This is a genomic window from Pseudomonas sp. TH31, assembly GCF_016650815.1.
In the GTDB taxonomy this organism is placed as follows: Bacteria; Pseudomonadota; Gammaproteobacteria; order Pseudomonadales; family Pseudomonadaceae; genus Aquipseudomonas.
Window position 1 is genome coordinate 116792 of record NZ_JAEKEZ010000030.1, and the last position, 26031, is coordinate 142822.

A 26031-nucleotide genomic window follows, 5' to 3' on the forward strand; every position below is an offset into this window, starting at 1 on the left:
AAATCCGAAAAAGGTGCATAAGTTTTTTCGGACGTAAAAAAAACCGGCTGATATAGCCGGTTTTTTTGTACCTCAAAAAATCGCAGCCTACGGGCTTGTGTAGGAACGGCCGAAGGCTGCGATCTTTTGCCTTTAATCGGTAAACACCGGTAATTGAAGCCTGAATGTAGTGCCTTGTCCGACCTCGCTCTGGCACTCGATCCGCCCACCGTGACGATCCACAACGGCCTTGACCATCGACAAACCCAAACCCAGACCATCATTGCCGTGGGCCGAAGCAAAGCGCCGATACTGGCTGAACAACTCAGGCAACTCTTCGGCGGCGATGCCTTTGCCCTGATCGGTAATCTCACAGGTCAGCCAGTCATCGGCACAACTCACCCGCACGCTGATCCGCGAACCGGCCGGGCTGTACTTGATCGCATTTTCCAGCAGGTTGAACAGCGCACGGGTCAGCAAAGATTGATCGGCCATGATCAAGGCTTCAGCGTCTTCATCCAGGTCATGTACCAGTTGAATGTTCTTCAACTGCGCAATGCTCATTGCCTGGTCGAAGGTATCAAGCAGCAACATCGCAAACATGCTCGGCTGGAACTGATAGGCCTCCGACTCGGCTTTCGCCAACTGCACAAACGCCTCGGTCAGGCTCAGCGCCTTGCGCACTTGCAACTCGATCTGCGCGAACAAGTGAGCGTCGCCGCTCACCTGATGCCGCTGCACATCGAGCAGCGCGAGAATCGCCGAGTGGGGTGCCCGCAGGTCATGGGAAAGAAACCGCAGCAACACCGCTCGCTGTTCTTCGGCATCACGTTCGACACTCAAGTCGGTCAAGCTCAGCAGCCAGCCAATCGGCGTATCGCCCTCGGCGGCCAGCAGCGGGGCAAGATCGATTCGCAGACTGCGTGCCTGGGTATCACGGAACTCCTTCGGTTCCAGGGCCGACCACACTGCTGGCGCGCTATTGAGTGCTGCCGGATAACCCAGCGCGGTTAATTGATTGAGCAAGTCTTCGCCCACCAGCCCATTGGCAAACACATCTCGAGCCTTGCGATTGGCCAGCAGAATGCGGCCGTTCGGATCGCTGATCAGTGTCGCTACCGGTAAATACTCCAGACCATCGGAGATAAAGCGTCGGGTATCTCGGGTCCGGCTCATGGCCTGTTCCAGCGCAACGATTTGACCCTGCAATACATCGCCAGCCGGGGCTTGGGTGCGTCGGCGCTCGGGGAAGACTTTCGGTTCACTGTCCAGACGGGCCAACTCCCAGCCGAAGTAGGCGAGTACCGCACTCAGCCGCCGCCAGTTCCAGATCAGGTAACCCAGCAACATACCCAGCAGGCTCGCGGCCGGTGACCACCACCAGCCCAGCCGCAACAACAGGCAAGACCCGAGCAAGGCAACGGCGATGCCGCCAACGGTCATCCACAAGGCCAGGCGGGGGCGCAGCAACAACAGACCCAGCAGCAACCCGACAATCACCACCGACAGCAACACTGAAAGGCGCTCATCGAGCACCACAATGCTGCGCTGTTGCAGCAACCCGTTAAGGATGTTCGCCTGAATCTCAATACCCGGCGTCGTGCCGATACTGGCCGATTGCGGGGTGACATAACGGTCACCCAGGCCCGGCGCGGTCGAGCCGATAAGAATCAGGCGATCGCGCAGCAACTGCGGCGCGACTTCGCCTCGCAACACACTGGCGTAAGGCACGCTGGGAAATCCGGCATCGGACCTGATGAAAGGAATACGTATTTCGTGGGAACGTTGCCAACCTTGCACCGACAGCGGGGCAGGGTTACCGGGCATTGATGAAGGATGATCGCCCGGCTGGCTCAATTGATACAGCAGCCAGGCCAGTTGAGCCCGGGGGTTTTGCGCCGATCCTTCGCTCAGATATACGCTACGCACAATGCCGTCGACGTCGGCTTCGGCATTGATGTGCCCGATGCCCCTGGCACAATGACTCAGCGGCGCCACCGGCTCGATTTCCCCCAGCGGCTGGCCATAGCGCGCCACACCTTCACGCAGCAGCGGCACAAACACATTGCCCGCCCGACAGGCTGCCTGGGCCAGACGCTGATCGTTGTCGGGATGACTGTCGGGTTCGCTGAAAATCACATCGAACAGAATGCCTTTGGCCTTTGCCGCGTCCAGTCGATCAAGCAGATCGGCGTGCAGCGCTCGCGACCACGGCCATTGCCCAAGTTGCTGCAGGCTGTAATCGTCGATGGTCACAATCAGGATTCGGGGATCGACCGGCAACGGGCTGAGCCGGCGCAGGTTGTCGTACAGCAGATTGCTCAAGGTCAGGCCCTGACCCAGGGACAGGATGGCTGTCAGCGGCAACAGGATCAGACTGACCCACAGCCACTCGCGGACCATACGCCGAAACAACCGTTGAGCCTGGGTCGGCTCGCGCGCTTCCTTCCTTGGCCGGCTCTTCATCGGCAGTCGGCCGCAGTGCTATTGGACACGCGTGGTCCTGGGGTAATAGAAAATGTCATATACCCCGGTTTCTCCCTCTAGTCCCTGCGCGTCATACGCCGAGAGCCGAACATGGTAGAAAAACGCTTTCAGGTCGTGAAAGCTGACTTGCGGCGTACTGGAAAACTGCTCTTGCTTGATGTTCAGAAACGCCGGATCGGTGGCAACTTGCGCTCGATAACGCGTGGCCCCCTCGATGGGCTTCATGATCAGTTGCCAAGTGGGCGCCGGGCCCGTCTGGCCTGCCTGACCCAACAGGCTAGGGGCCGGCAACAATTCAACCGGGGTCAACTTGCCCTGCTTCTGAATACGCAGCCCCTGGCGGGCCATGACCTGGACTTCGTCATTGTCCGACACGACAGAATGTTTGCCAGGCTGTGAGGACAAAGACTCTTCCTCGCGATTGACCGCTACTTGCCCATTCAGCACTTCCAGCACAGCCTGGCCGCCATCATCGTTGCGTACCCGAAAATGTGTCCCTCGCACGCCCAGCACGCCGACCGGCGTGACAATCTGAAAACGATCATAGTCGCTGGCGCGCTTGATCACATACGACTCGACCTGACCCTGCTCAAGAATGACTTGAGGGATCGAATGTTCTTCATTCAAATGCAGGGTGATGCGCGAGCTTGAGGGCAAGACAATACGCGAGCCATCGCCCAGAGACAGACTGACAAAGGCAGAAGGAGAGGTCATGACACCTTCTCGCTCATCCACTTTCATGCCTTCTTGCAGCGGCTCCTGTTTACCTTTGACGTCCAGTTTCCAGGCTTCGCCGGTCAGATGCTCTACCGTCGCGGGCAGCGGCTGGCCACGGCATTGCTGGTTGTCGTCGATATAAGGCAAGCGTTTTGTGGAAACGGCGGCAGCCGATACGCCAGGGGTAATCAACCCCATCAGGCCGGTCAGCAAAAACAGACAGACGCCAGAACGGCGCAGAAACAATGAGGTATTGGAGTTCATGGATTGGCTTTTTATGCTCTTGTGGTAATCAGGCCGCAAAGGCTTCGATCCGCTGGAAGCACCATACCTGACCGGACGCTCTGGCAGATAGCCATAGGCCGTAGGGATGACACGTCCTTGTGTCAGAATCGACCGATCATTGAGCCGAGTTGAAACCTGAGCAGGCACTCCTTGATTTCCCCTGAACTGCAGACCGCCCGCAAACCGGCGATCGGCGGTCCCGCCAGGTTGGCGTTGACGCTCCCTGCGTCAGAGCACATCCCAATGCTCGTATGTGCCCGCTCAGCGAGAACGAATTTACCGGCATGCGCCTGCTGTGAGGCGATTCTCAATAATTGTTCAGAATTGCCCAGGCGTTCTAGAACACCCAGCGCTGTTCCACCTGGCTGACGGGTTGATCCACTTCCGCTTGCAGCGAATGGACAGGCGCGAACCCCTGCGAATCCCCCAGTGATGTGTTTATCCCTCCACCGAAGTAGCGCGGTCCGGCCTCCCGATAGGCGTCTGGAGAGAATTGGACCGTAGTGCATCCCAGCCCAAGGCAACCCACAAACAGCAACGCTGCCAGCCTTGTGAAAACGTTACAGGCGATATTTTCCAGAACCTTTTGCTGCATCTTTCCCACAGTCCCTATTGAGTATTCTGCCAGTGGCTTCGCGCCTGAGGGCGAAGTGCTACTAGCGTAGCCACCCTCTGGAACTTCGGAGCGATTCGCCACAATTGTTCAGATTCAGGCAATCAGCCTAAACTCGCTCCTGTAGGACTTTTCTTGAACGTTGCCCTTACGAGATGAAGGAATCATTGCGCATGCGTGTCGCAATACTGGATGACGAACCCGCCGAGCTACGTCGGGTGGAACAGACACTGCGACAGATCCCCTCTGCGGGAGAGCAAGCGTGGACATTGCACAGTTTCGAGCGAGGGGAGGACCTGCTGCGGCAGCTTCGGCGGGAGACCTTCGACCTGCTGATCCTCGACTGGCAACTGCCCGATATCAGTGGCCTGTCGCTGTTGCGCTGGACCCGCGAACACATGGACGCACCACCCGCCGCGATCATGCTGACCAGTCGCGACGCCGAGAGCGATATCGTCCAGGCCCTGAATGCCGGCGCCGATGACTACGTGAGCAAACCGTTCCGCCCTAATGAGCTCAAGGCGCGGGTGAGTGCGGTATTACGCCGGCATGGCCTGCAACGATCGGCCGCCACTGAACTGCTGACGTTCAATGACTTGGCCTTCGACGACGCCGAACTGACCGTCACCCGCGCCGGCAGCCCCATCAGCCTGACCGAAAAAGAATACCGACTGGCCCACTGCCTGTTCACCAACCTGGGCCGGCCGCTGTCTCGGGAATACCTGTATGAGCGGTTCTGGAGCCATGAAGAAATGATCTCTTCCAGACCGCTGGATACTCACATTTATCGCCTTCGCAATAAGCTCGGGCTGACGGCTGATCGAGGTTGGCAGTTGTTGACGATTTATGGGTATGGGTATCGGTTGGAAAGTGTGGCGTCAGTAATCGAGTAACGATCAAAAGATCGCAGCCTTCGGCAGCTCCTACAGGGAAATGCGGTCGGCATAGGAGCTGCCGAAGGCTCGGGCCGCGTTCGGACGATCTTTTGATTTTCCAGAAGCCATAAAAAAGGCCAACGCTTAAGCGTTGGCCTTTTTGTTTGGCGCTGCCGCTGGATCAGAAGTCCAGGTTGGAAACCGCCAGGGCGTTGCTTTCGATGAATTCACGACGGGGTTCGACCGCATCACCCATCAGGGTGTTGAAGATCTGGTCCGCGCCAATGGCGTCTTCGATGGTCACTTTGAGCATCCGGCGCTGGCTTGGGTCCATGGTGGTTTCCCACAACTGATCCGGGTTCATCTCGCCCAGACCTTTGTAGCGCTGGATGGTGTGACGCTTGGTGCTTTCAGCCATCAGCCATTCAAGGGCTTCCTTGAACTCGGTGACCGGCTTCTTGCGCTCGCCGCGCTGGATGTACGCGCCGTCGTCGAGCAAGGTGCTCAGTTGAGCGCCCAGCGAGACCACGGTTTTGTAATCGTTGCTGCCGAAGAAGTCGCGGTTGAAGGTGATGTAGTTCGACAGGCCGTGGGAGATCAGTTCGACCTCTGGCAGCCAGACGTTACGTTCACGGTCTTCACGCAGGCTGGCTTTGTAAACCAGGCCGGACTTCTCGACGGTGCGCAGGCGAACTTCAAACTTAGCCATCCAGTCCTGCATCGCTGCGTGATCGGACAGTTGCTCCAGCGTGACCGCCGGCAGGTAGATAAAGTGCTCGGTCAGTTCCTGTGGATACAGGCGCGACAGACGCTTGAGGGTCTTCATTACCAGGCGGAAGTCGTTCACCAGACGCTCAAGCGCTTCACCGGAAATGCCCGGGGCTTCTTCGTTCAGGTGCAGGCTCGCATCTTCCAGGGCCGACTGCGTCATGTACTCTTCCATGGCTTCGTCGTCTTTGATGTATTGCTCTTGCTTGCCTTTCTTGACCTTGTACAGCGGTGGCTGCGCGATGTAGATGTAGCCGCGCTCGATCAGCTCCGGCAACTGACGGAAGAAGAAGGTCAGCAGCAGGGTGCGGATGTGCGAACCGTCGACGTCAGCATCGGTCATGATGATGATGTTGTGATAGCGCAGCTTGTCGATGTTGTACTCGTCGCGGCCGATGCCGCAGCCCAGCGCGGTGATCAAGGTGCCCACTTCTTGCGAAGAGATCATCTTGTCGAAGCGTGCTTTCTCGACGTTCAGGATCTTGCCTTTCAACGGCAAGATGGCCTGGGTGCGACGGTTGCGACCCTGCTTGGCGGAACCGCCAGCAGAGTCACCTTCCACGAGGTACAGTTCGGAAAGGGCAGGGTCTTTTTCCTGGCAGTCAGCCAGTTTGCCCGGCAGGCCGGCGATATCCAGCGCACCTTTACGACGAGTCATCTCACGGGCTTTACGCGCCGCTTCACGCGCACGAGCCGCGTCGATCATCTTGCCGACGACCAGTTTGGCTTCGTTCGGGTTTTCCAGCAGGAAGTCGGAGAAATACTTGCCCATTTCCTGTTCGACCGCGGTCTTCACTTCGGAAGAAACCAGCTTGTCTTTGGTCTGGGAGCTGAACTTCGGATCCGGCACTTTCACCGAAATGATCGCGGTCAGGCCTTCGCGCGCATCGTCACCGGTGGTAGCGACTTTGTGCTTCTTCGCCAGGCCTTCAGCTTCGATGTAGGTGTTCAGGTTACGCGTCAGTGCGGAACGGAAACCCACCAGGTGAGTACCGCCATCGCGCTGTGGAATGTTGTTGGTGAAGCACAACAGGTTCTCGTTGAAGCTGTCGTTCCACTGCAAGGCGATTTCCACGGCGATGCCGTCTTCACGCTGGATGTTGAAGTGGAACACCTGGTTGACCGGGGTCTTGTTGGTGTTCAGGTATTCAACGAACGCACGCAGGCCGCCTTCGTACTTGAACAGCTCTTCCTTGCCGCTGCGCTCGTCCTTAAGGACGATGCCGACACCGGAGTTGAGGAAGGACAGTTCACGAATCCGCTTGGCCAGGATATCCCAGCTGAAGTGAATGTTCTTGAAGGTCAGGTCGGACGGTTTGAAGTGAATCTGGGTACCGGTGGATTCGCTCTCGCCGACGATTTTCATCGGCTCTTTCGGAACACCGTGGATGTAGGTCTGTTCCCAGATCTTGCCGCTGCGGCGAACGGTCAGGACCAGCTCTTCGGACAGGGCGTTCACAACCGAAACACCTACACCGTGCAGGCCGCCGGAGACTTTGTAGGAGTTGTCGTCGAACTTACCGCCGGCGTGCAGCACGGTCATGATGACCTCGGCTGCGGAAACGCCTTCTTCTTTGTGCACGTCTACCGGGATGCCACGACCGTTGTCGCGAACGGTGATGGATTCATCCGGGTGGATAATGATGCTGATGTCGTCGCAATGGCCAGCGAGCGCTTCATCAATGGAGTTGTCGACTACCTCGAAGACCATGTGGTGCAGACCGCTACCATCGTCGGTGTCACCAATGTACATACCGGGACGTTTGCGTACGGCATCCAGGCCTTTCAGCACTTTAATGCTCGTTGAGTCGTAGGTATTCGTATTTTCTTCGCTCAATGCCTTCACTCCCGATGGTCGTGGGTCTGGGTGATACGGCCCTGTTCCACGTGGAACAGAGCGACTGGCGTTTCCGTCTGCCAGCCTTCCCTCAATAATTCGTGATCTACACAGGTGATAAACACCTGGCAGCGTAAGTCTTCCAGCAAGCGGCAAAGCGCACGGCGGTGTTGCTCGTCCAGTTCGGACGGCAGGTCATCCACCAGATAAATACACTGGCCGCGTCGGGCCTGGCTAACCAAGTGCCCCTGGGCAATCCGCAATGCGCAGACCACCAACTTCTGCTGACCCCGGGACAAAATGTCCGCAGCGTTATGTGCGCCCAATCTAAGACGCAAGTCAGCGCGTTGTGGTCCGGCCTGGGTATGACCCATTTGCTGATCCCGCTGAAGGGACCCTGCGAGCACGGCACTCAGCTCGCGCTCTTTGTCCCAACCTCGGTAATAACTGAGCGTTAAGCCCTCGAGCTCAACCAGTTCGCTCAAGGTCTGTTCAAAGACTGGTTTCAAGGCTTTGATATAAGCGCGGCGGTATTCATCAATTTCTGCGCTGGCCTGGCACAGTTCCCTGTCCCAAACCGCTTGCGAAACGGCGTCAAGTGTACCATGCCGCAGCCAAGAGTTTCTCTGGCGCAGGGCCTTCTGCAAGCGCTGCCAGGTAGACATGAATCGGGGTTCCACGTGGAACACACCCCAGTCGAGAAACTGCCGGCGAATCTTCGGCGCCCCCTCCAACAGCCGGAAGCTGTCCGGGTTGATCAACTGCAGCGGCAGGATTTCCGCCAGTTGCGCCGCACTGCGGGCGTTTTGCCCGTCGATGCGGATCTGGAACTCACCTTGGCGGTCCCGGGATATCCCCAAGGCGCTGTGCCCACCCTCGGCCAATTCCACCTGACCAAACACCGTGCACGCCAACTGCTCGTACTGAATCACCGGTAATAGACGGGTGCTACGAAACGAACGAGCAAGCCCCAGCAGATGAATGGCTTCCAGAACACTGGTTTTGCCGCTGCCGTTGGCGCCGTAAAGAATGTTGATTCGGGGAGAGGGGGAGAAGGTCACCGGGTGCAGATTGCGCACCGCGGTGACCGAGACGCGACTTAAGGACATCTAGCTTCTGCTGAGCATGATTACAGACGCATCGGCATGACAACGTAGGCCGAGTCGTCGTTGTCAGACTCTTGCACCAGCGCACTGCTGTTGGAGTCGGACAGGATCAGGCGAACCTGCTCGGTGGTCATCACGCCCAGCACGTCGAGCAAGTAGCTCACGTTGAAGCCGATTTCCAGGGAGCCGCCGTTGTACTCAACACCCACCTCTTCTTCCGCTTCTTCCTGCTCAGGGTTGTTCGCCTGGATCTTCAACTGACCATTGGCCAGTTGCAGACGGATGCCGCGATACTTCTCGTTGGACAGAATCGCGGTACGGCTGAACGCTTCGCGCAGGGCCTGGCGATCGCCGAGCACCAGCTTGTCACCGCCCTTCGGCAGAACACGCTCGTAGTCCGGGAATTTGCCGTCGACCAGTTTAGAGGTGAAGGTGAATTCGCCAGTGGTCGCACGGATGTGGTGCTGACCCAGGACGATACTGACCAGACCGTCCGGTTCAGTCAGCAGGCGCGCCAGCTCAAGAATACCCTTGCGCGGTACGATCACCTGGTGACGATCCGGCTGACCGATATCGGCCTTCATCGAGCACATGGCCAGACGGTGACCGTCGGTGGCCACCGCGCGGATGATGCCTTCGGAAACTTCCAGCAGCATGCCGTTGAGGTAGTAACGCACGTCCTGCTGGGCCATGGCGAAGCTGGTGCGTTCGATCAGACGGCGCAGTTTGCTTTGCTCAAGGTTGCAAGTCAGCGAGCCTGGGCCTTCTTCAACCGTCGGGAAATCGTTGGACGGCAGGGTCGACAGGGTGAAGCGGCTACGGCCTGCCTTCACGACGAGCTTCTGCTCATCGACCTTGATGTCGATCAGTGCGTCGTTCGGCAGGCTCTTGCAGATATCCATCAACTTGCGCGCAGGCACGGTGATGGAACCTGGATCAGCCGGTTCCTCGAGTTGCACACGACCGACCAGCTCGACTTCCAGGTCGGTACCGGTCAGCGACAGTTGCTGGCCTTCGACAACCAGCAGCACGTTGGAGAGCACCGGCAAGGTCTGTCGGCGCTCGACGACACCTGCGACCAGTTGCAGGGGTTTCAACAGGGCTTCGCGTTGAATGGTGAAATGCATGGTCTAGTCCCTTGCCTTAATAAGCTGCGCTGGTGTTCATCAAGTGGTCAGTGTACGCAGCAGGTTCTTGTAGTCCTCGCGGATGTCCGCGTCGGATTCCTTAAGTTCGTTGATCTTGCGGCAGGCGTGCAAAACCGTCGTATGGTCGCGACCGCCAAACACATCGCCGATTTCCGGCAGGCTGTGGTTGGTCAGTTCCTTGGACAACGCCATGGCGACCTGACGGGGACGTGCCACCGAGCGCGAACGGCGCTTGGACAGCAGGTCCGAGATCTTGATCTTGTAGTACTCGGCGACGGTGCGCTGAATGTTATCCACAGAGACCAGTTTATCTTGCAGCGCCAACAAGTCTTTCAGGGATTCGCGAATCAGCTCGATGGTGATGTCGCGGCCCATGAAGTGCGAGTGGGCGATCACACGTTTAAGCGCGCCTTCCAGCTCACGGACGTTGGAGCGAATACGCTGGGCAATGAAGAACGCCGCGTCGTGTGGCAGATCGACTTTGGCCTGGTCGGCCTTTTTCATCAGGATCGCTACGCGGGTTTCCAGCTCCGGCGGCTCGACAGCTACCGTCAGGCCCCAGCCGAAGCGGGACTTGAGGCGTTCTTCAAGGCCTTCGATTTCTTTCGGATAGCGGTCACTGGTGAGAATGACCTGCTGGCCGCCTTCAAGCAGGGCGTTGAAGGTGTGGAAAAACTCTTCCTGGGAACGTTCCTTGCGGGCAAAGAACTGAATGTCATCGATCAGCAGCGCATCCACCGAACGGTAGAAGCGCTTGAACTCGTTGATCGCGTTCAGTTGCAGCGCCTTGACCATGTCGGCCACGAAACGCTCGGAATGCAGGTACACGACCTTGGCATTCGGGTTCTTCTTTAATAGGTGGTTACCTACAGCGTGCATCAAGTGGGTTTTACCCAAGCCTACGCCGCCATAAAGGAAGAGTGGGTTGTAGCCGTGCTTCGGGTTATCCGCCACTTGCCAGGCCGCAGCCCGGGCCAGTTGGTTGGACTTACCCTCGACGAAGTTTTCGAAGGTGAACGTGCGGTTCAGGTAGCTGGTGTGCTTGAGCGCGCCTTCAACCTGCACGGTGCGCTGTTCGGCGCGAACCGGGGCCTGTTGCGAACTGGCGCCGGCCATCGGGTCGAAGCTGTCACGGGACGGCTCTTCACTGACTTCGGCCACCTTTTGGGTCGAACGTTTGGTCTGAGTGGCGGCCGGGGCTGGCGCAGGCGCGCTGACTGGTGCTTGCGCAGCCTGAGCCTGGGAGGCCGCGGCGGCCAGCGGAGCATTAGGCGCCGCGCGCGGTGCCGAGCTGCGTTTGCTGCCTATTAATAAGGAAAGCGCCGGCGCCATGCCATTGCCATGCTCATCCAGCAGTTCGAGGACGCGGCCCAGGTACTTTTCGTTGACCCAGTCGAGAACAAAACGATTCGGTGCGTAGACACGCAACTCGTCGCCTTCGGCTTCGACCTGTAGTGGACGGATCCAAGTGTTGAATTGTTGGGCAGGCAGCTCATCGCGCAAAAGCTCCACGCACTGCTGCCAAAGTTCCACTGACACGGATATCCCCTAAGTTGAAAGCCGGTGAGGCAAAAACAAGCGGCCATTGTAGCGGTCAGACGCGCACTTATCCACATGCAGGTTGCGCACTCCCCATGAATTATCAATGCGTTAACTACTAAAAATGCGACCAGCGGTATGTGTATAAGCTCTGTGGATAACCGCCCCTGAGGGCACTGGACAAGTGGGGGCAAACTCGGTGGATAACTGACCTGTGGATAACTAGCCATTCCATACACAGCTTATCCGACAGCGCAGCACAGGCTGACCACCGTTTTCCACCGTAGTTGTCATTCCCTGTACATCACGGTTTAGAAGGGCTTAAGGCAGTTATCCACAGTAGATGGCGTCCCTAGCTTTTATAAGCTTTACAGAAAAGCTTTAAATAATTCCCTTCTTTATTTCTATATCTAGCGAAGGACCGTTCAACGAGAAAACCCCTGGAGATCTATTTATAAGGAAACGCTGGTTGGAAATTGACCTAGAGGCTTGCTTTCTCTAGAATCCCCGGTCTCTTAAAACGGGGGCCATTCCGGCCCGTTGTGGACGAACCAGGTAACACGACAATGAAACGTACTTTCCAACCAAGCACTATCAAACGCGCTCGTACCCACGGTTTCCGTGCTCGCATGGCTACCAAAAACGGTCGTGCCGTCCTGTCGCGTCGTCGCGCCAAAGGTCGTGCGCGTCTGGCAGTTTGATAATCCGGCACTGGAGGTGAGTCAGGACTTCAGTCGGGACAAGCGTTTGCTTACGCCCCGGCATTTCAAAGCAGTCTTTGACTCCCCTACCGGCAAGGTTCCGGGGAAAAATCTCCTGCTCCTTGCGCGCAACAACGATCTTGATCACCCCCGTCTCGGGTTGGTTATCGGGAAAAAGAGCGTAAAGCTCTCCGTCGAGCGCAATCGCCTCAAACGTCTGATGCGCGAATCGTTTCGCCTGAACCAGGATTCGCTGGTCGGCTGGGACATAGTTATCGTCGCGCGCAAAGGTTTGGGGGACGTAGAAAACCCCGAATTGATTCAGCATTTCGGCAAACTCTGGAAGCGTCTGGCACGCAGCACGCCAGTACCAGCAGTCAAAGCCGAAACTGTAGGGGTAGACAGTCCCGATGCGTAAACTGGCACTCGTTCCGATCCAGTTTTATCGCTATGCCATTAGTCCTCTGATGGCCAATCACTGTCGCTTCTACCCCAGTTGTTCCTGCTACGCGTATGAAGCCATAGAAAATCATGGCCTTCTGCGCGGTGGCTGGCTGGCCTTTCGTCGTTTAGGTCGCTGTCATCCGTGGAATCCCGGTGGTTTTGACCCGGTTCCGCCTATCCCTACCTCCCGTTCTTCTTCGATGGCCGAGTAATCATGGATATCAAACGCACGATCCTGATCGTCGCCCTGGCAATCGTGTCCTACGTTATGGTTCTTAAATGGAACCAGGACTATGGCCAGGCTGCCCTGCCGACTCAGAATGTTGCTTCCAGTACTACCGCACCGGGCCTACCGGACACGGCGACTGGCAATAATGCTTCTGTCAGTGACGACATTCCACGCGCCGCAAGCGATACCAGTGCCACTGCACCGACTGAAACTCCAGTAGCTGTAAGCAAAGACCTCATCCAGATCAAAACGGATGTGCTCAACCTGGCTATCGATCCACAAGGTGGTGATGTTGCCCAGTTGACGTTGCCGCTGTATCCACGTCGCCAGGACCATCCGGAAATTCCATTCCAGTTGTTCGACAACGGCAACGAGCGGACTTATCTGGCTCAGAGCGGCTTGATCGGCACCGACGGTCCGGACGCAAGTCCAACCGGTCGTCCGGTTTACTCCTCGGAGAAGAAGATCTACCAACTGGCCGACGGCCAGAACCAATTGATCGTGGACCTGAAGTTCAGCAAGGACGGCGTCAACTACATCAAGCGTTTCACAGTGAAACGTGGCCTGTATGACGTAACCGTTTCCTATCTGATCGACAACGAAAGCGCCAAGCCTTGGTCCGGCGCGATGTTCGCGCAACTGAAGCGTGACGCCAGCTCCGATCCTTCTTCCAGCACGGCCACCGGCACCGCGACTTACCTGGGCGCCGCCCTGTGGACAAGTAACGAGCCGTACAAGAAAGTGTCCATGAAGGACATGGACAAGGGCCAGCTGAAAGAAACCGTTAACGGTGGTTGGGTTGCCTGGTTGCAGCACTACTTCGTGACCGCGTGGATTCCGGCGAAGGGCGAAAGCAACGTCGTCCAGACCCGTAAAGACAGCAAAGGCAACTACATCATCGGCTACACCGCTCCGGCATTGACCGTTGCACCCGGTGCAAAAGCTGAAGTCAGCGCTGTTCTGTACGCCGGCCCGAAAAGCCAGGCTGTGCTGAAAGAGTTGTCCCCAGGTCTGGAACTGACCGTCGACTACGGCATTCTGTGGTTCATTGCCCAGCCGATCTTCTGGCTGCTGCAACACATCCACGCGATCGTCGGCAACTGGGGCTTCTCGATCATCTTCCTGACGATGCTGATCAAAGGGATTTTCTTCCCGCTGTCGGCAGCCAGCTACAAATCCATGGCGCGCATGCGTGCAGTGGCACCGAAACTGGCCGCGCTGAAAGAGCAACATGGCGACGACCGGCAGAAAATGTCCCAAGCCATGATGGAGCTGTACAAGAAAGAGAAGATCAATCCACTGGGTGGCTGCTTGCCAATCCTGGTGCAGATGCCGGTTTTCCTCTCGTTGTACTGGGTTCTGCTGGAAAGCGTTGAAATGCGCCAAGCGCCGTTCATGCTGTGGATTACTGACCTGTCGATCAAGGACCCGTTCTTCATTCTGCCGATCATCATGGGTGCAACCATGTTCATCCAGCAGCGGTTGAACCCGACGCCTCCGGATCCGATGCAGGCCAAGGTGATGAAGCTGATGCCAATCATCTTCACCTTCTTCTTCCTGTGGTTCCCGGCGGGTCTGGTGCTGTACTGGGTGGTCAACAACTGCCTGTCCATCAGCCAACAGTGGTACATCACGCGTAAAATCGAACGGGCTACCAAAGCAGCCGCTTGATTTACACTGTGGATAACCACTCAAAACGCCCCCTAGTGGGGCGTTTTGCTATCTGTCACTTTTGTCTGGATACCGGTTTATGAGCGTTCCTCGTGAAACCATCGCCGCCGTCGCCACCGCCCAAGGTCGCGGCGGTGTGGGCATTGTCCGTATTTCCGGGCCGCTGGCGAGTGTGGCGGCCAAAGCCATCAGCGGCCGTGAACTGAAACCGCGATATGCCCATTACGGCCCGTTCCTCAGTGAAAACGAAGAGGTGCTGGACGAAGGCATCGCCCTGTATTTTCCGGGACCGAACTCCTTTACTGGCGAAGATGTGCTGGAACTCCAGGGCCACGGTGGCCCGATCGTGCTCGATATGCTGCTCAAGCGCTGCCTGGAACTCGGTTGCCGCTTGGCCCGGCCGGGTGAATTCAGCGAGCGCGCCTTCCTTAACGATAAACTCGACCTGGCCCAGGCCGAGGCGATTGCCGATTTGATCGAGGCCAGTTCTGCACAAGCTGCGCGAAATGCCCTACGTTCCTTGCAAGGTGCGTTTTCCCTGCGTGTGCATAACCTCACTGAGCAATTGATCGGCCTGCGCATCTACGTTGAAGCCGCCATCGACTTCCCGGAAGAAGAAATCGACTTCCTCGCCGATGGCCACGTGCTGAGCATGCTCGACAAAGTCCGCGATGAATTATCCACAGTCCTTCGCGAAGCCGGGCAGGGCGCCTTGCTGCGGGACGGGATGAACGTCGTCATTGCCGGCCGGCCGAATGCCGGCAAATCCAGCCTGTTGAATGCCTTGGCCGGGCGTGAAGCCGCGATCGTCACCGAGATCGCCGGCACCACCCGGGACATTCTTCGCGAACATATCCACATCGACGGCATGCCGTTGCACGTGGTCGACACCGCGGGGCTGCGCGATACCGATGACCAAGTGGAAAAAATCGGTGTAGAGCGAGCATTGAAGGCCATCGGTGAAGCGGATCGGGTGTTGTTGGTGGTGGATGCCACAGCTCCGGAAGCGCTTGATCCGTTTGCATTGTGGCCAGAATTCCTTGAAACCCGGCCAGATCCGGCGAAAGTCACGCTGATCCGTAACAAGGCTGACCTGACGGGTGAAGCGATTGCGCTGGAAGTCAGCGACGATGGCCATGTCACCATCAGCTTGAGTGCCAAGTCGGCAGGCGAGGGCCTTGAGTTGCTGCGTGAACACCTCAAGACCTGCATGGGCTACGAGCAGACCTCTGAAAGCAGCTTCAGCGCACGCCGGCGTCACCTGGAGGCGTTGCGACATGCCAGTGCGTCCCTTGAGCACGGTCGGGCTCAGCTGACGCTCGCGGGTGCCGGTGAGTTATTGGCCGAAGATCTGCGTCAGGCGCAGCAGTCTTTGGGCGAAATCACCGGTGCTTTCAGCTCCGATGACCTGCTGGGGCGGATCTTTTCCAGCTTCTGTATCGGTAAATAGTCCTTCTGCTGTTCACAGACAGGCCATTCGCGCCTGTCTGTTCCCTCCTTTTCTGAAACTTTCCCAGAGTGCCGAGCAGATTCTTTCTGCTTAAGCGGATTTCCCGCGTCCTGAATTCCCTCATTCGACGCTTTTCTGTGGATTAAGCCCTGTGAATAACTGCCTCTAAGGGCAGTTGATAACAGGGCCTGAAAACTGAAGATAAACCCATCTGTGGATAACCACCCCTTTCATCCACAGGCTTAGACCGGTTATCCAACGGCCTCCTTGGCACATGACCACAGGGTTTTGAATCTCTGTACATATTGAATATAAAAGCCTGTAGAGATCTATCCACAGAAATGGTGCTCAGTAGAAATAAACATAAAAACAAAGATTTAATAAATTTCTCTCTTTTTAATTTCTATAACCCCGACTTCTCCACAGCTGGTTAAATTTTGTGCAAAGGGTTCTTTAGGAAGGGCGAAGTCCCTATACTTGCCGACCGGGTCCAGAAACCGGGCTCAAACTATTCCTGAATTACCTACTTAAGCAGGCACGAGGTGCGTGGTGGATTTCCCTTCCCGTTTTGAAGTGATCGTCATCGGCGGCGGTCATGCCGGTACCGAGGCAGCACTGGCGTCAGCACGCATGGGGGCAAAAACCCTGTTGCTGACGCATAACGTGGAAACCCTCGGTGCCATGAGTTGCAACCCTGCCATTGGCGGGATCGGCAAAAGCCACCTGGTCAAGGAAATCGATGCCCTCGGCGGCGCGATGGCCATGGCCACCGATAAGGGCGGTATTCAGTTTCGTGTGTTGAACAGCCGTAAAGGCCCGGCCGTACGAGCGACTCGCGCTCAGGCAGATCGGGTTCTGTACAAGGCCGCTGTCCGCGAAGTTCTGGAAAACCAGCCGAACCTGTGGATATTTCAACAAGCCGCCGACGACCTGATCGTCGAACAGGAACAGGTGCGCGGTGTTGTCACCCAAATGGGTCTGCGTTTCTTCGCCGATTCCGTGGTGTTGACCACTGGCACCTTCCTCGGCGGACTTATCCACATCGGGATGCAGAATTATTCCGGCGGTCGCGCCGGTGATCCGCCATCGATTGCCCTGGCTCACCGTTTGCGTGAGTTGCCACTGCGCGTTGGTCGCTTGAAAACTGGTACGCCGCCGCGGATCGACGGTCGTTCTGTGGATTTCTCGGTGATGACCGAGCAAGCCGGGGATACGCCGATCCCGGTGATGTCGTTCATGGGGTCCAAAGAACAGCACCCGAAACAGGTGAGCTGCTGGATTACCCACACCAACACCCGGACCCACGAAATCATTGCCGCCAACCTTGATCGTTCGCCGATGTATTCCGGTGTGATCGAAGGCATTGGCCCGCGTTATTGCCCGTCGATTGAAGACAAGATCCATCGCTTTGCCGACAAGGAAAGCCACCAGGTCTTCATCGAGCCGGAAGGTTTGACCACGCACGAGCTGTACCCGAACGGGATATCCACAAGCTTGCCGTTCGACGTGCAATTGCAGATTGTCCAATCGATCCGCGGCATGGAAAACGCACACATCGTTCGTCCGGGCTACGCCATCGAGTACGACTACTTCGACCCGCGTGACTTGAAGTACAGCCTGGAAACCAAAGTGATTGGCGGTCTGTTCTTCGCCGGGCAAATCAACGGCACCACGGGTTACGAAGAAGCCGGCGCCCAAGGATTGCTGGCCGGAGCCAACGCCGCACTGCGCGCACAGGGCAAAGATGCCTGGTGCCCGCGTCGCGATGAGGCGTACATCGGGGTGTTGGTCGACGACCTGATTACGTTGGGTACCCAGGAACCGTACCGGATGTTTACGTCCCGGGCCGAATACCGCCTGATCCTGCGCGAAGACAACGCTGATCTGCGCTTGACCGAAAAAGGTCGCGAACTCGGTTTGGTCGATGACGCGCGCTGGGCAGCGTTCTGCAAGAAACGCGAAAGCATCGATCTGGAAGAGCAGCGCCTGAAAAGTACCTGGGTTCGCCCTGGCACCGAGCAGGGTGATGCGATTTCCGAGAAGTTCGGCACACCACTGACTCATGAATACAACTTGCTGAACCTCTTGAGCCGTCCGGAAATCGACTACGCTGGTCTGATCGCCGTGACTGGCGGTGGTGCAGAAGATCCACAGGTCGCGGAACAGGTTGAAATCAAGACCAAATACGCCGGCTACATCGATCGTCAACAGGATGAAATCGTTCGTCTGCGGGCCAGCGAAGATACAAAACTGCCTGTGGATATCGATTACACGAACATCTCCGGTCTCTCCAAAGAGATCCAGAGCAAGCTCGGTGCGACCCGTCCAGAGACTTTGGGCCAGGCGTCGCGTATCCCGGGCGTGACCCCGGCAGCCATTTCGCTGTTGATGATTCATTTGAAAAAACGCGGCGCGGGCCGTCAGTTGGAGCAAAGCGCTTGAGTTCGTTGGTCACCTCGCAACATGCAGAAGAGTTATCCACAGGTGCTCGCCAGCTCGGTGTCACACTGACAGAAACCCAGCACGCGTTGCTGCTGGGTTATCTGGCCCTGTTGATAAAATGGAACAAGGCCTACAACCTGACCGCCGTGCGCGATCCGGACGAAATGGTGTCGCGTCATTTGCTCGACAGCTTGAGCGTGATGTCGTTTGTCGAAAACGGTCGTTGGCTGGATGTGGGTAGCGGTGGAGGTATGCCGGGCATTCCGTTGGCCATCCTCTTTCCGGAGTCCCAGGTCACCTGCCTGGACAGCAACGGCAAGAAAACCCGCTTCCTGACCCAGGTCAAACTCGAACTCAAACTGGATAACTTGCAAGTTATCCACAGTCGCGTCGAAGCGTTCCAGCCAGAACAGCCGTTCAACGGGATCATCTCCCGGGCGTTCAGCAGCATGGAGAACTTCAGCAACTGGACTCGCCACCTCGGCGACCGCGATACACGTTGGCTGGCAATGAAGGGCGTTCATCCCGCCGATGAGCTGGTAGCATTGCCGGCAGACTTCCACCTCGATAGCGAACACGCCCTGGCCGTACCTGGTTGCCAAGGCCAACGCCATCTGCTGATACTGCGCCGCACGGCATGATTGGGAACACAAGCAAGAATGGCTAAGGTATTCGCGATAGCGAACCAAAAGGGTGGTGTGGGCAAGACCACCACCTGCATCAACCTCGCAGCTTCCCTGGTTGCTACCAAGCGCCGGGTGCTGTTGATCGATCTCGATCCACAGGGCAACGCCACCATGGGTAGCGGTGTGGATAAACACGGCCTGGAAAACTCGGTCTACGACCTGCTGATCGGTGAATGCGACCTGGCCCAGGCCATGCACTTCTCCGAGCACGGTGGTTACCAGTTGTTGCCGGCCAACCGCGATTTGACGGCGGCCGAAGTGGTTCTGCTGGAAATGCAGATGAAGGAAAGCCGCCTGCGCAGTGCGTTGGCGCCGATCCGTGAAAACTACGATTACATTTTGATCGACTGCCCGCCGTCACTGTCGATGCTTACCCTGAACGCATTGGTCGCAGCCGATGGGGTAATTATCCCCATGCAGTGTGAGTACTTCGCACTGGAAGGTTTGAGCGACCTTGTGGATAACATCAAGCGCATCGCCGAACTGCTGAACCCGAACCTGAAAGTCGAAGGCCTGCTGCGGACCATGTACGACCCGCGCCTGAGCCTGATGAACGATGTCTCGGCCCAGCTCAAGGAACACTTCGGCGAGCAGCTCTACGACACCGTGATTCCACGCAACATCCGCCTGGCCGAAGCGCCAAGCTATGGCATGCCGGCACTGGCGTACGACAAATCATCGCGTGGCGCCATCGCCTACCTGGCATTGGCGGGCGAAGTGGTTCGCCGTCAACGCAAAAACTCACGCACCGCCGCCGCTCAGGCAACTTAAGGAATCCCCATGGCCGTCAAGAAACGAGGTCTCGGACGTGGACTGGATGCACTGCTGAGTGGTCCGACTGTCAGCTCGCTCGAAGAGCAAGCGGTACAAGCCGATCAGCGCGAGCTGCAACACCTGCCCCTGGACCTGATCCAGCGCGGCAAGTACCAGCCGCGTCGAGACATGGATCCTCAGGCGCTCGAAGAACTCGCGCAATCGATCAAGGCCCAGGGTGTGATGCAGCCGATCGTGGTTCGCCCGATTGGCGGCGGTCGCTTTGAAATCATCGCTGGCGAACGCCGCTGGCGTGCCAGCCAACAGGCTGGCCAGGAAACCATCCCGGCGATGGTGCGCGATGTGCCGGATGAAACCGCCATCGCCATGGCACTGATCGAGAACATCCAGCGCGAAGATCTCAATCCGATCGAGGAAGCAGTTGCCCTGCAGCGTTTGCAGCAGGAATTCCAACTGACTCAGCAACAAGTCGCCGAAGCTGTCGGTAAGTCCCGGGTAACTGTGGCTAACCTGCTACGCTTGATCGCGTTGCCGGAAGTCATCAAAACCATGCTGTCCCACGGCGACCTGGAAATGGGTCATGCACGTGCTTTGCTCGGTTTGCCGGAGAATCAACAGGTTGAAGGGGCGCGACATGTTGTCGCACGTGGGCTGACCGTGCGCCAAACCGAAGCACTGGTTCGCCAGTGGTTGGGGGGTAAACAAGAGCCTGCTGAACCGGTAAAACCGGACCCGGATATCGCTCGACTCGAACAGCGCCTGGCCGAGCGCCTAGGCTCTGCGGTGCAGATCCGCCACGGAAAGAAGGGCAAAGGTCAGTTGGTGATTGGTTACAACTCTCTCGACGAGCTTCAAGGCGTGCTTGCACACATCCGCTGAAACATTTCCTCATGTAGCGCGCAGTCGGAAATCACTACCTGGCAGTTGAATAGGGGCTGAACCGCCCCTATACTCTGCGCGCATTTTGTCGGCACAAATTATGCCAAGTTATTGAATTCTGGCAGCCGACCATTGGGGGAAAGAAGTGATGGAAACCCGCACGCCAAACCGCTTGCCGTTCCATCGCCTGGCAGTTTTTCCGGTGTTAATGGCTCAATTTGTCGTTTTGCTCATAGCCGCTTTGGCGCTCTGGCAATGGCACGGAGTCGTTGCCGGGTACTCAGGACTCTGCGGAGGCCTGATAGCCTTGTTACCCAATGTTTATTTCGCTCATAGGGCATTTCGGTTTTCCGGCGCCCGAGCAGCTCAAGCCATCGTCCGGTCTTTTTATGCCGGCGAGGCGGGCAAACTGATTTTGACGGCAGTGCTCTTTGCATTGACGTTTGCAGGTGTAAAGCCATTGGCGCCGCTAGCTGTATTCGGCGTCTTCGTGTTGACCCAACTGGTCAGCTGGTTTTCGCCCCTGCTGATGAGAACAAGACTTTCGAGACCTTAGGGCGTTTGAGGCAACCATGGCAGAAACAACCGCTTCGGGCTATATCCAGCACCACTTGCAGAACCTGACCTTCGGGCATCTACCTAACGGCGGATGGGGCTTTGCTCACACCGCAGCAGAAGCCAAAGAAATGGGCTTCTGGGCTTTCCACGTCGATACCCTCGGCTGGTCGGTCGCGTTGGGTCTGATCTTCGTTCTGATTTTCCGCATGGCGGCAAAGAAGGCGACTTCGGGTCAACCGGGTGCATTGCAGAACTTCGTTGAAGTATTGGTCGAATTCGTCGATGGCAGCGTGAAAGACAGCTTCCATGGCCGTAGCCCGGTGATTGCACCGCTGGCACTGACCATCTTCGTCTGGGTCTTCCTGATGAACGCCATCGACCTGATCCCGGTCGACTGGATTCCTCACCTGGCCATGTTCGTCTCTGGTGATGCGCACATTCCGTTCCGTGCCGTATCGACCACTGACCCGAACGCTACCCTGGGCATGGCCCTGTCGGTGTTCGCGCTGATCATTTTCTACAGCATCAAGGTCAAGGGTATCGGCGGCTTCATCGGCGAACTGACCCTGCACCCGTTTGGTAGCAAGAACATTTTCCTGCAAGCGCTGCTGATCCCGGTGAACTTCCTGTTGGAATTCGTCACCTTGATCGCCAAGCCAATCTCTCTGGCACTGCGTCTGTTCGGCAACATGTATGCCGGCGAGCTGGTCTTCATCCTGATTGCTGTGATGTTCGGCAGCGGTCTGCTCTGGCTTAGCGGCCTGGGCATAGTTCTGCAGTGGGCGTGGGCTGTGTTCCACATCCTGATCATCACCCTGCAGGCGTTTATCTTCATGATGCTGACCATCGTCTACCTGTCGATGGCGCACGAAGAGAACCATTAAGACCAGTCTCGACTAGTCTGATGTCCCACTCGGTCAAACGAGTGGGTGCCCGAACAGGGCTTATGAAACGATTTGTTTTACCGCTTTAAAATCTAAAAAACCTAAACCATACGACGTAAAAGTCGGGAGGAAAGATGGAAACTGTAGTTGGTCTAACCGCTATCGCTGTTGCACTGTTGATCGGCCTGGGCGCACTGGGTACCGCAATTGGTTTCGGCCTGTTGGGCGGCAAGTTCCTGGAAGGCGCAGCGCGTCAGCCAGAAATGGTTCCAATGCTGCAAGTCAAAATGTTCATCGTTGCCGGTCTGCTCGACGCCGTAACCATGATCGGTGTTGGTATCGCTCTGTTCTTCACCTTCGCGAACCCATTCGTTGGTCAACTCGCTGGCTAATTACTCGAACCTTCGAGTAATTGGTGTGATGTGCAACGAACGAGCGAGGTGTTGGCGTGAACATTAATGCAACCCTGATTGGCCAGTCCGTTGCGTTCTTCATTTTTGTACTGTTTTGCATGAAGTTCGTGTGGCCTCCGGTCATCGCGGCTTTGCACGAACGTCAGAAGAAGATCGCGGATGGACTGGACGCTGCCGCCCGAGCAGCTCGCGACCTGGAGCTGGCCCAAGATAAAGCGGGTCAGCAACTGCGCGAAGCGAAAGCTCAGGCAGCCGAAATCATTGAGCAAGCCAAGAAACGCGGTAACCAGATCGTTGAAGAGGCTGTTGAAAAAGCCCGTATCGACGCTGACCGTGTGAAGGTTCAGGCTCAGGCCGAGATCGAGCAGGAACTGAACAGTGTCAAAGACGCGCTGCGTGCCCAACTGGGTGCACTGGCCGTTGGTGGCGCCGAGAAGATCCTGGGTGCCACAATCGATCAAAACGCGCACGCGGAGCTGGTAAACAAACTGGCTGCTGAAATTTAAGCGAGGGCGATCATGGCAGAATTGACCACGTTGGCCCGACCTTACGCTAAGGCAGCCTTCGAGCACGCCCAGGCCCACCAGCAACTGGCCTCTTGGTCAGCCATGCTCGGCCTGGCTGCAGCAGTGTCGCAAGACGACACCATGCAGCGCGTGCTCAAGGCCCCGCGACTGACGAGCGCAGACAAGGCCGCCACGTTTATTGACGTGTGCGGCGACAAGTTTGATGTGAAGGTACAGAACTTCATTCACGTCGTTGCCGAAAACGACCGTCTCCCGCTTTTGCCGGAGATATCCGCTCTGTTTGACCTGTACAAGGCCGAACAAGAGAAATCGGTAGACGTTGAAGTCACCAGTGCTTTTGCATTGAACCAAGAACAGCAAGACAAACTCGCCAAGGTTCTCAGTGCACGACTCAACCGGGAAGTGCGCCTGCAAGTTGCGGAGGATGCCGCCCTTATTGGTGGTGTCATCATTCGCGCCGGCGACCTGGTAATCGATGGCTCGATTCGCGGCAAACTCGCGAATCTTGCCGAAGCATTGAAATCTTGAGTTTGAAGGGGCAGCAGAGCAATGCAGCAACTCAATCCTTCCGAAATAAGTGAAATTATCAAGGGCCGCATCGACAAGCTCGATGTGACCTCCCAAGCCCGTAACGAAGGCACTGTCGTCAGCGTATCTGACGGTATCGTGCGGATTCACGGTCTGGCCGACGTCATGTACGGCGAGATGATCGAGTTTCCGGGCGGCGTCTTCGGTATGGCCCTCAACCTTGAGCAGGATTCTGTAGGCGCCGTTGTATTGGGCTCCTACCAGTCTCTGGCTGAAGGCATGAGCGCCAAGTGCACTGGCCGCATCCTCGAAGTTCCGGTTGGTAAGGAACTGCTGGGTCGCGTAGTCGACGCACTGGGTAACCCAGTTGACGGCAAAGGTCCGCTGAACAACACCGAGACCGATGCGGTCGAGAAAGTTGCTCCAGGCGTGATCTGGCGTAAGTCGGTAGACCAGCCTGTACAGACTGGCTACAAGGCTGTCGATGCCATGATCCCTGTCGGCCGTGGCCAGCGTGAGCTGATCATTGGTGACCGTCAGATCGGTAAAACCGCTCTGGCGATCGACGCGATCATCAACCAGAAAGACAGCGGCATTTTCTGCGTCTACGTAGCGATCGGTCAGAAGCAATCGACCATCGCCAACGTTGTTCGCAAGCTGGAAGAAAACGGCGCACTGGCTAACACCATCGTCGTTGCTGCGAGCGCTTCGGAATCTGCAGCACTGCAATTCCTGGCACCGTACTCCGGTTGCACCATGGGTGAATTCTTCCGCGACCGCGGTGAAGACGCGCTGATCGTTTATGACGATCTGTCCAAGCAAGCAGTGGCTTACCGCCAGATTTCCCTGCTGCTGCGCCGTCCACCAGGCCGTGAAGCTTACCCAGGCGACGTGTTCTATCTCCACTCCCGTCTGCTGGAGCGCGCATCCCGCGTTTCGGAAGAATACGTAGAGAAGTTCACCAACGGCGCAGTGACCGGCAAAACCGGTTCCCTGACCGCACTGCCGATCATCGAAACCCAGGCTGGCGACGTTTCCGCGTTCGTTCCGACCAACGTGATTTCCATCACCGACGGTCAGATCTTCCTGGAATCGGCCATGTTCAACTCCGGGATCCGTCCTGCTGTGAACGCCGGTGTTTCGGTATCCCGTGTGGGTGGTGCCGCTCAGACCAAGATCATCAAGAAGCTCTCCGGTGGTATCCGTACCGCTCTGGCTCAGTACCGTGAACTGGCGGCATTCGCCCAGTTCGCTTCTGACCTGGACGAAGCGACCCGTAAGCAACTTGAGCATGGTCAGCGCGTTACCGAGCTGATGAAGCAGAAGCAATACGCACCAATGTCGATTGCTGACATGGCGCTGTCGCTGTATGCCGCTGAGCGTGGGTTCCTGACTGACGTTGAAATCGCCAAGATCGGCAGCTTCGAACAAGCGCTGATTGCTTTCTTCAACCGCGATCACGCCGAATTGATGGCGAAGATCAACGTGAAGGGTGACTTCAATGACGAAATCGACGCTGGCATGAAAGCCGGTATCGAGAAGTTCAAGGCCACCCAAACCTGGTAAGCCGCAGCGGGAGCCGCAAGGCTCCCGCTTGCTAACCTGATAGGTGTTACATGGCAGGCGCAAAAGAGATTCGCAGTAAGATTGCGAGCATCAAAAGCACGCAAAAGATTACCAGCGCCATGGAAAAAGTGGCGGTCAGTAAAATGCGCAAGGCACAAATGCGCATGGCTGCTAGCCGTCCTTATGCGGAGCGCATCCGCCAGGTTATTGGCCATTTGGCCAACGCTAACCCGGAATATCGCCACCCATTCATGATCGACCGTGAAATCAAGCGTGTTGGTTATGTCGTGGTGAGCAGTGACCGTGGTCTGTGTGGTGGCTTGAACACCAACCTGTTCAAGGCCTTGGTCAAGGACATGGCGAAAAACCGTGAAAACGGCGTCGAGATCGATCTGTGTGTAGTGGGTAGCAAGGGTGCGGCTTTCTTCCGCAACTTCGGCGGTAACGTCGTAGCAGCTATCAGCCACCTGGGTGAAGAGCCATCGATCAATGATCTGATTGGCAGCGTCAAGGTGATGCTGGATGCCTACCTGGATGGCCGTATCGACCGTCTGAGCGTTGTGTCCAACAAGTTCATCAACACCATGACGCAACAGCCTACCGTGGAGCAATTGATTCCATTGGTGGCAACCCCGGATAAAGGCCTCAAGCACCACTGGGACTATCTCTACGAACCGGATGCCAAAGAGCTGCTTGACGGCTTGATGGTTCGCTACGTGGAGTCGCAGGTCTACCAGGCGGTGGTCGAGAACAACGCGGCTGAACAAGCTGCGCGGATGATCGCGATGAAGAACGCTACCGACAACGCCGGTGATTTGATCAGCGATTTGCAGCTGATCTACAACAAGGCGCGTCAGGCTGCGATCACCCAAGAGATCTCGGAAATCGTCGGCGGCGCTGCCGCGGTTTAACGGTTCAAATATTC

Annotated in this window: 23 protein-coding genes; 17 read left to right on the forward strand and 6 right to left on the reverse strand. The window is 56.9% G+C overall.

Annotated elements, in window-relative coordinates:
* Positions 1-132: 132 nt before the first annotated feature.
* Positions 133-2445, reverse strand: coding sequence for a CHASE2 domain-containing protein (locus tag JFV26_RS24475; RefSeq protein WP_201196037.1), 2313 nt, complete (start codon positions 2443-2445; stop codon positions 133-135).
* An 18-nt stretch (positions 2446-2463) separates the two neighbouring features.
* Entirely contained in the window at positions 2464-3447 is a 984-nt protein-coding gene (locus tag JFV26_RS24480; RefSeq protein ID WP_201196095.1) for a FecR domain-containing protein, read from the reverse strand.
* Between the two features lie 807 nt (positions 3448-4254).
* Here JFV26_RS24480 and JFV26_RS24485 point away from each other — a divergent pair.
* Positions 4255-4974, forward strand: coding sequence for a response regulator transcription factor (locus JFV26_RS24485; RefSeq protein WP_201196038.1), 720 nt, complete (start codon positions 4255-4257; stop codon positions 4972-4974).
* A gap of 163 nt (positions 4975-5137) precedes the next feature.
* On the opposite strand, the gene gyrB is transcribed toward JFV26_RS24485, so the two are convergent.
* Genes gyrB through dnaA form a run of 4 tightly spaced genes read right to left on the reverse strand, consistent with a single transcriptional unit; the run spans position 5138 to position 11354 of the window.
* The gene (gyrB, locus tag JFV26_RS24490; RefSeq protein ID WP_201196039.1) at positions 5138-7561 is read right to left on the reverse strand and encodes a DNA topoisomerase (ATP-hydrolyzing) subunit B; all 2424 of its coding nucleotides are present in this window, start codon (positions 7559-7561) and stop codon (positions 5138-5140) included.
* 5 nt (positions 7562-7566) lie between these two features.
* Positions 7567-8670 carry a DNA replication/repair protein RecF gene (recF, locus tag JFV26_RS24495; RefSeq protein ID WP_201196040.1) on the reverse strand — a complete coding sequence of 368 codons (1104 nt, stop codon included), beginning with the start codon at positions 8668-8670 and terminating at the stop codon, positions 7567-7569.
* Between the two features lie 20 nt (positions 8671-8690).
* Positions 8691-9794: a DNA polymerase III subunit beta gene (dnaN, locus tag JFV26_RS24500; protein ID WP_201196042.1), complete on the reverse strand. Its 1104-nt coding sequence runs from the start codon at positions 9792-9794 to the stop codon at positions 8691-8693.
* Positions 9795-9833: 39 nt separating this feature from the next.
* Positions 9834-11354, reverse strand: a complete 1521-nt coding sequence (gene dnaA, locus JFV26_RS24505) for a chromosomal replication initiator protein DnaA (RefSeq protein WP_201196043.1) — start codon at positions 11352-11354, stop codon at positions 9834-9836.
* 566 nt (positions 11355-11920) lie between these two features.
* On the opposite strand from dnaA, the gene rpmH reads away from it, so the two are divergent.
* The 16 genes from rpmH to atpG all read left to right on the forward strand — a co-directional run bounded on the left by rpmH (position 11921) and on the right by atpG (position 26017).
* Positions 11921-12055 carry a 50S ribosomal protein L34 gene (gene rpmH / locus JFV26_RS24510; protein WP_003213577.1) on the forward strand — a complete coding sequence of 45 codons (135 nt, stop codon included), beginning with the start codon at positions 11921-11923 and terminating at the stop codon, positions 12053-12055.
* A gap of 16 nt (positions 12056-12071) precedes the next feature.
* A complete protein-coding gene (gene rnpA, locus JFV26_RS24515) occupies positions 12072-12473 on the forward strand; it encodes a ribonuclease P protein component (RefSeq protein ID WP_201196098.1) in 402 nt (133 codons plus the stop codon).
* Entirely contained in the window at positions 12466-12711 is a 246-nt protein-coding gene (yidD, locus tag JFV26_RS24520; RefSeq protein WP_201196044.1) for a membrane protein insertion efficiency factor YidD, read from the forward strand. The genes rnpA and yidD overlap by 8 nt, the downstream gene beginning before the upstream one ends.
* A 2-nt stretch (positions 12712-12713) precedes the next feature.
* Positions 12714-14399 (forward strand): membrane protein insertase YidC, encoded by a 1686-nt coding sequence (gene yidC, locus JFV26_RS24525; RefSeq protein WP_201196045.1) that lies wholly within the window; start codon positions 12714-12716, stop codon positions 14397-14399.
* Positions 14400-14478: 79 nt separating this feature from the next.
* Entirely contained in the window at positions 14479-15849 is a 1371-nt protein-coding gene (gene mnmE / locus JFV26_RS24530; RefSeq protein ID WP_201196046.1) for a tRNA uridine-5-carboxymethylaminomethyl(34) synthesis GTPase MnmE, read from the forward strand.
* A gap of 549 nt (positions 15850-16398) precedes the next feature.
* The gene (gene mnmG, locus JFV26_RS24535) at positions 16399-18291 is read left to right on the forward strand and encodes a tRNA uridine-5-carboxymethylaminomethyl(34) synthesis enzyme MnmG (RefSeq protein ID WP_201196047.1); all 1893 of its coding nucleotides are present in this window, start codon (positions 16399-16401) and stop codon (positions 18289-18291) included.
* Positions 18288-18932 carry a 16S rRNA (guanine(527)-N(7))-methyltransferase RsmG gene (gene rsmG / locus JFV26_RS24540; protein ID WP_201196048.1) on the forward strand — a complete coding sequence of 215 codons (645 nt, stop codon included), beginning with the start codon at positions 18288-18290 and terminating at the stop codon, positions 18930-18932. The genes mnmG and rsmG overlap by 4 nt, the downstream gene beginning before the upstream one ends.
* An 18-nt stretch (positions 18933-18950) precedes the next feature.
* Positions 18951-19748, forward strand: coding sequence for a ParA family protein (locus tag JFV26_RS24545; RefSeq protein ID WP_201196049.1), 798 nt, complete (start codon positions 18951-18953; stop codon positions 19746-19748).
* A 9-nt stretch (positions 19749-19757) separates the two neighbouring features.
* On the forward strand, positions 19758-20630 hold the full coding sequence (locus JFV26_RS24550) for a ParB/RepB/Spo0J family partition protein (protein WP_201196050.1): 873 nt from the start codon (positions 19758-19760) through the stop codon (positions 20628-20630).
* 148 nt (positions 20631-20778) lie between these two features.
* The gene (locus tag JFV26_RS24555) at positions 20779-21186 is read left to right on the forward strand and encodes a F0F1 ATP synthase subunit I (RefSeq protein ID WP_201196051.1); all 408 of its coding nucleotides are present in this window, start codon (positions 20779-20781) and stop codon (positions 21184-21186) included.
* 16 nt (positions 21187-21202) lie between these two features.
* Positions 21203-22072, forward strand: a complete 870-nt coding sequence (atpB, locus tag JFV26_RS24560; protein WP_201196052.1) for a F0F1 ATP synthase subunit A — start codon at positions 21203-21205, stop codon at positions 22070-22072.
* A gap of 134 nt (positions 22073-22206) precedes the next feature.
* Positions 22207-22464 carry a F0F1 ATP synthase subunit C gene (atpE, locus tag JFV26_RS24565; protein ID WP_002555987.1) on the forward strand — a complete coding sequence of 86 codons (258 nt, stop codon included), beginning with the start codon at positions 22207-22209 and terminating at the stop codon, positions 22462-22464.
* Positions 22465-22520: 56 nt separating this feature from the next.
* Positions 22521-22991 carry a F0F1 ATP synthase subunit B gene (locus JFV26_RS24570; RefSeq protein WP_008027535.1) on the forward strand — a complete coding sequence of 157 codons (471 nt, stop codon included), beginning with the start codon at positions 22521-22523 and terminating at the stop codon, positions 22989-22991.
* Positions 22992-23003: 12 nt separating this feature from the next.
* Positions 23004-23540, forward strand: coding sequence for a F0F1 ATP synthase subunit delta (locus JFV26_RS24575; protein WP_201196053.1), 537 nt, complete (start codon positions 23004-23006; stop codon positions 23538-23540).
* A 21-nt stretch (positions 23541-23561) separates the two neighbouring features.
* Entirely contained in the window at positions 23562-25106 is a 1545-nt protein-coding gene (gene atpA / locus JFV26_RS24580) for a F0F1 ATP synthase subunit alpha (RefSeq protein WP_007903032.1), read from the forward strand.
* Between the two features lie 50 nt (positions 25107-25156).
* Positions 25157-26017: a F0F1 ATP synthase subunit gamma gene (gene atpG, locus JFV26_RS24585; RefSeq protein WP_201196055.1), complete on the forward strand. Its 861-nt coding sequence runs from the start codon at positions 25157-25159 to the stop codon at positions 26015-26017.
* Positions 26018-26031 lie beyond the last annotated feature (14 nt).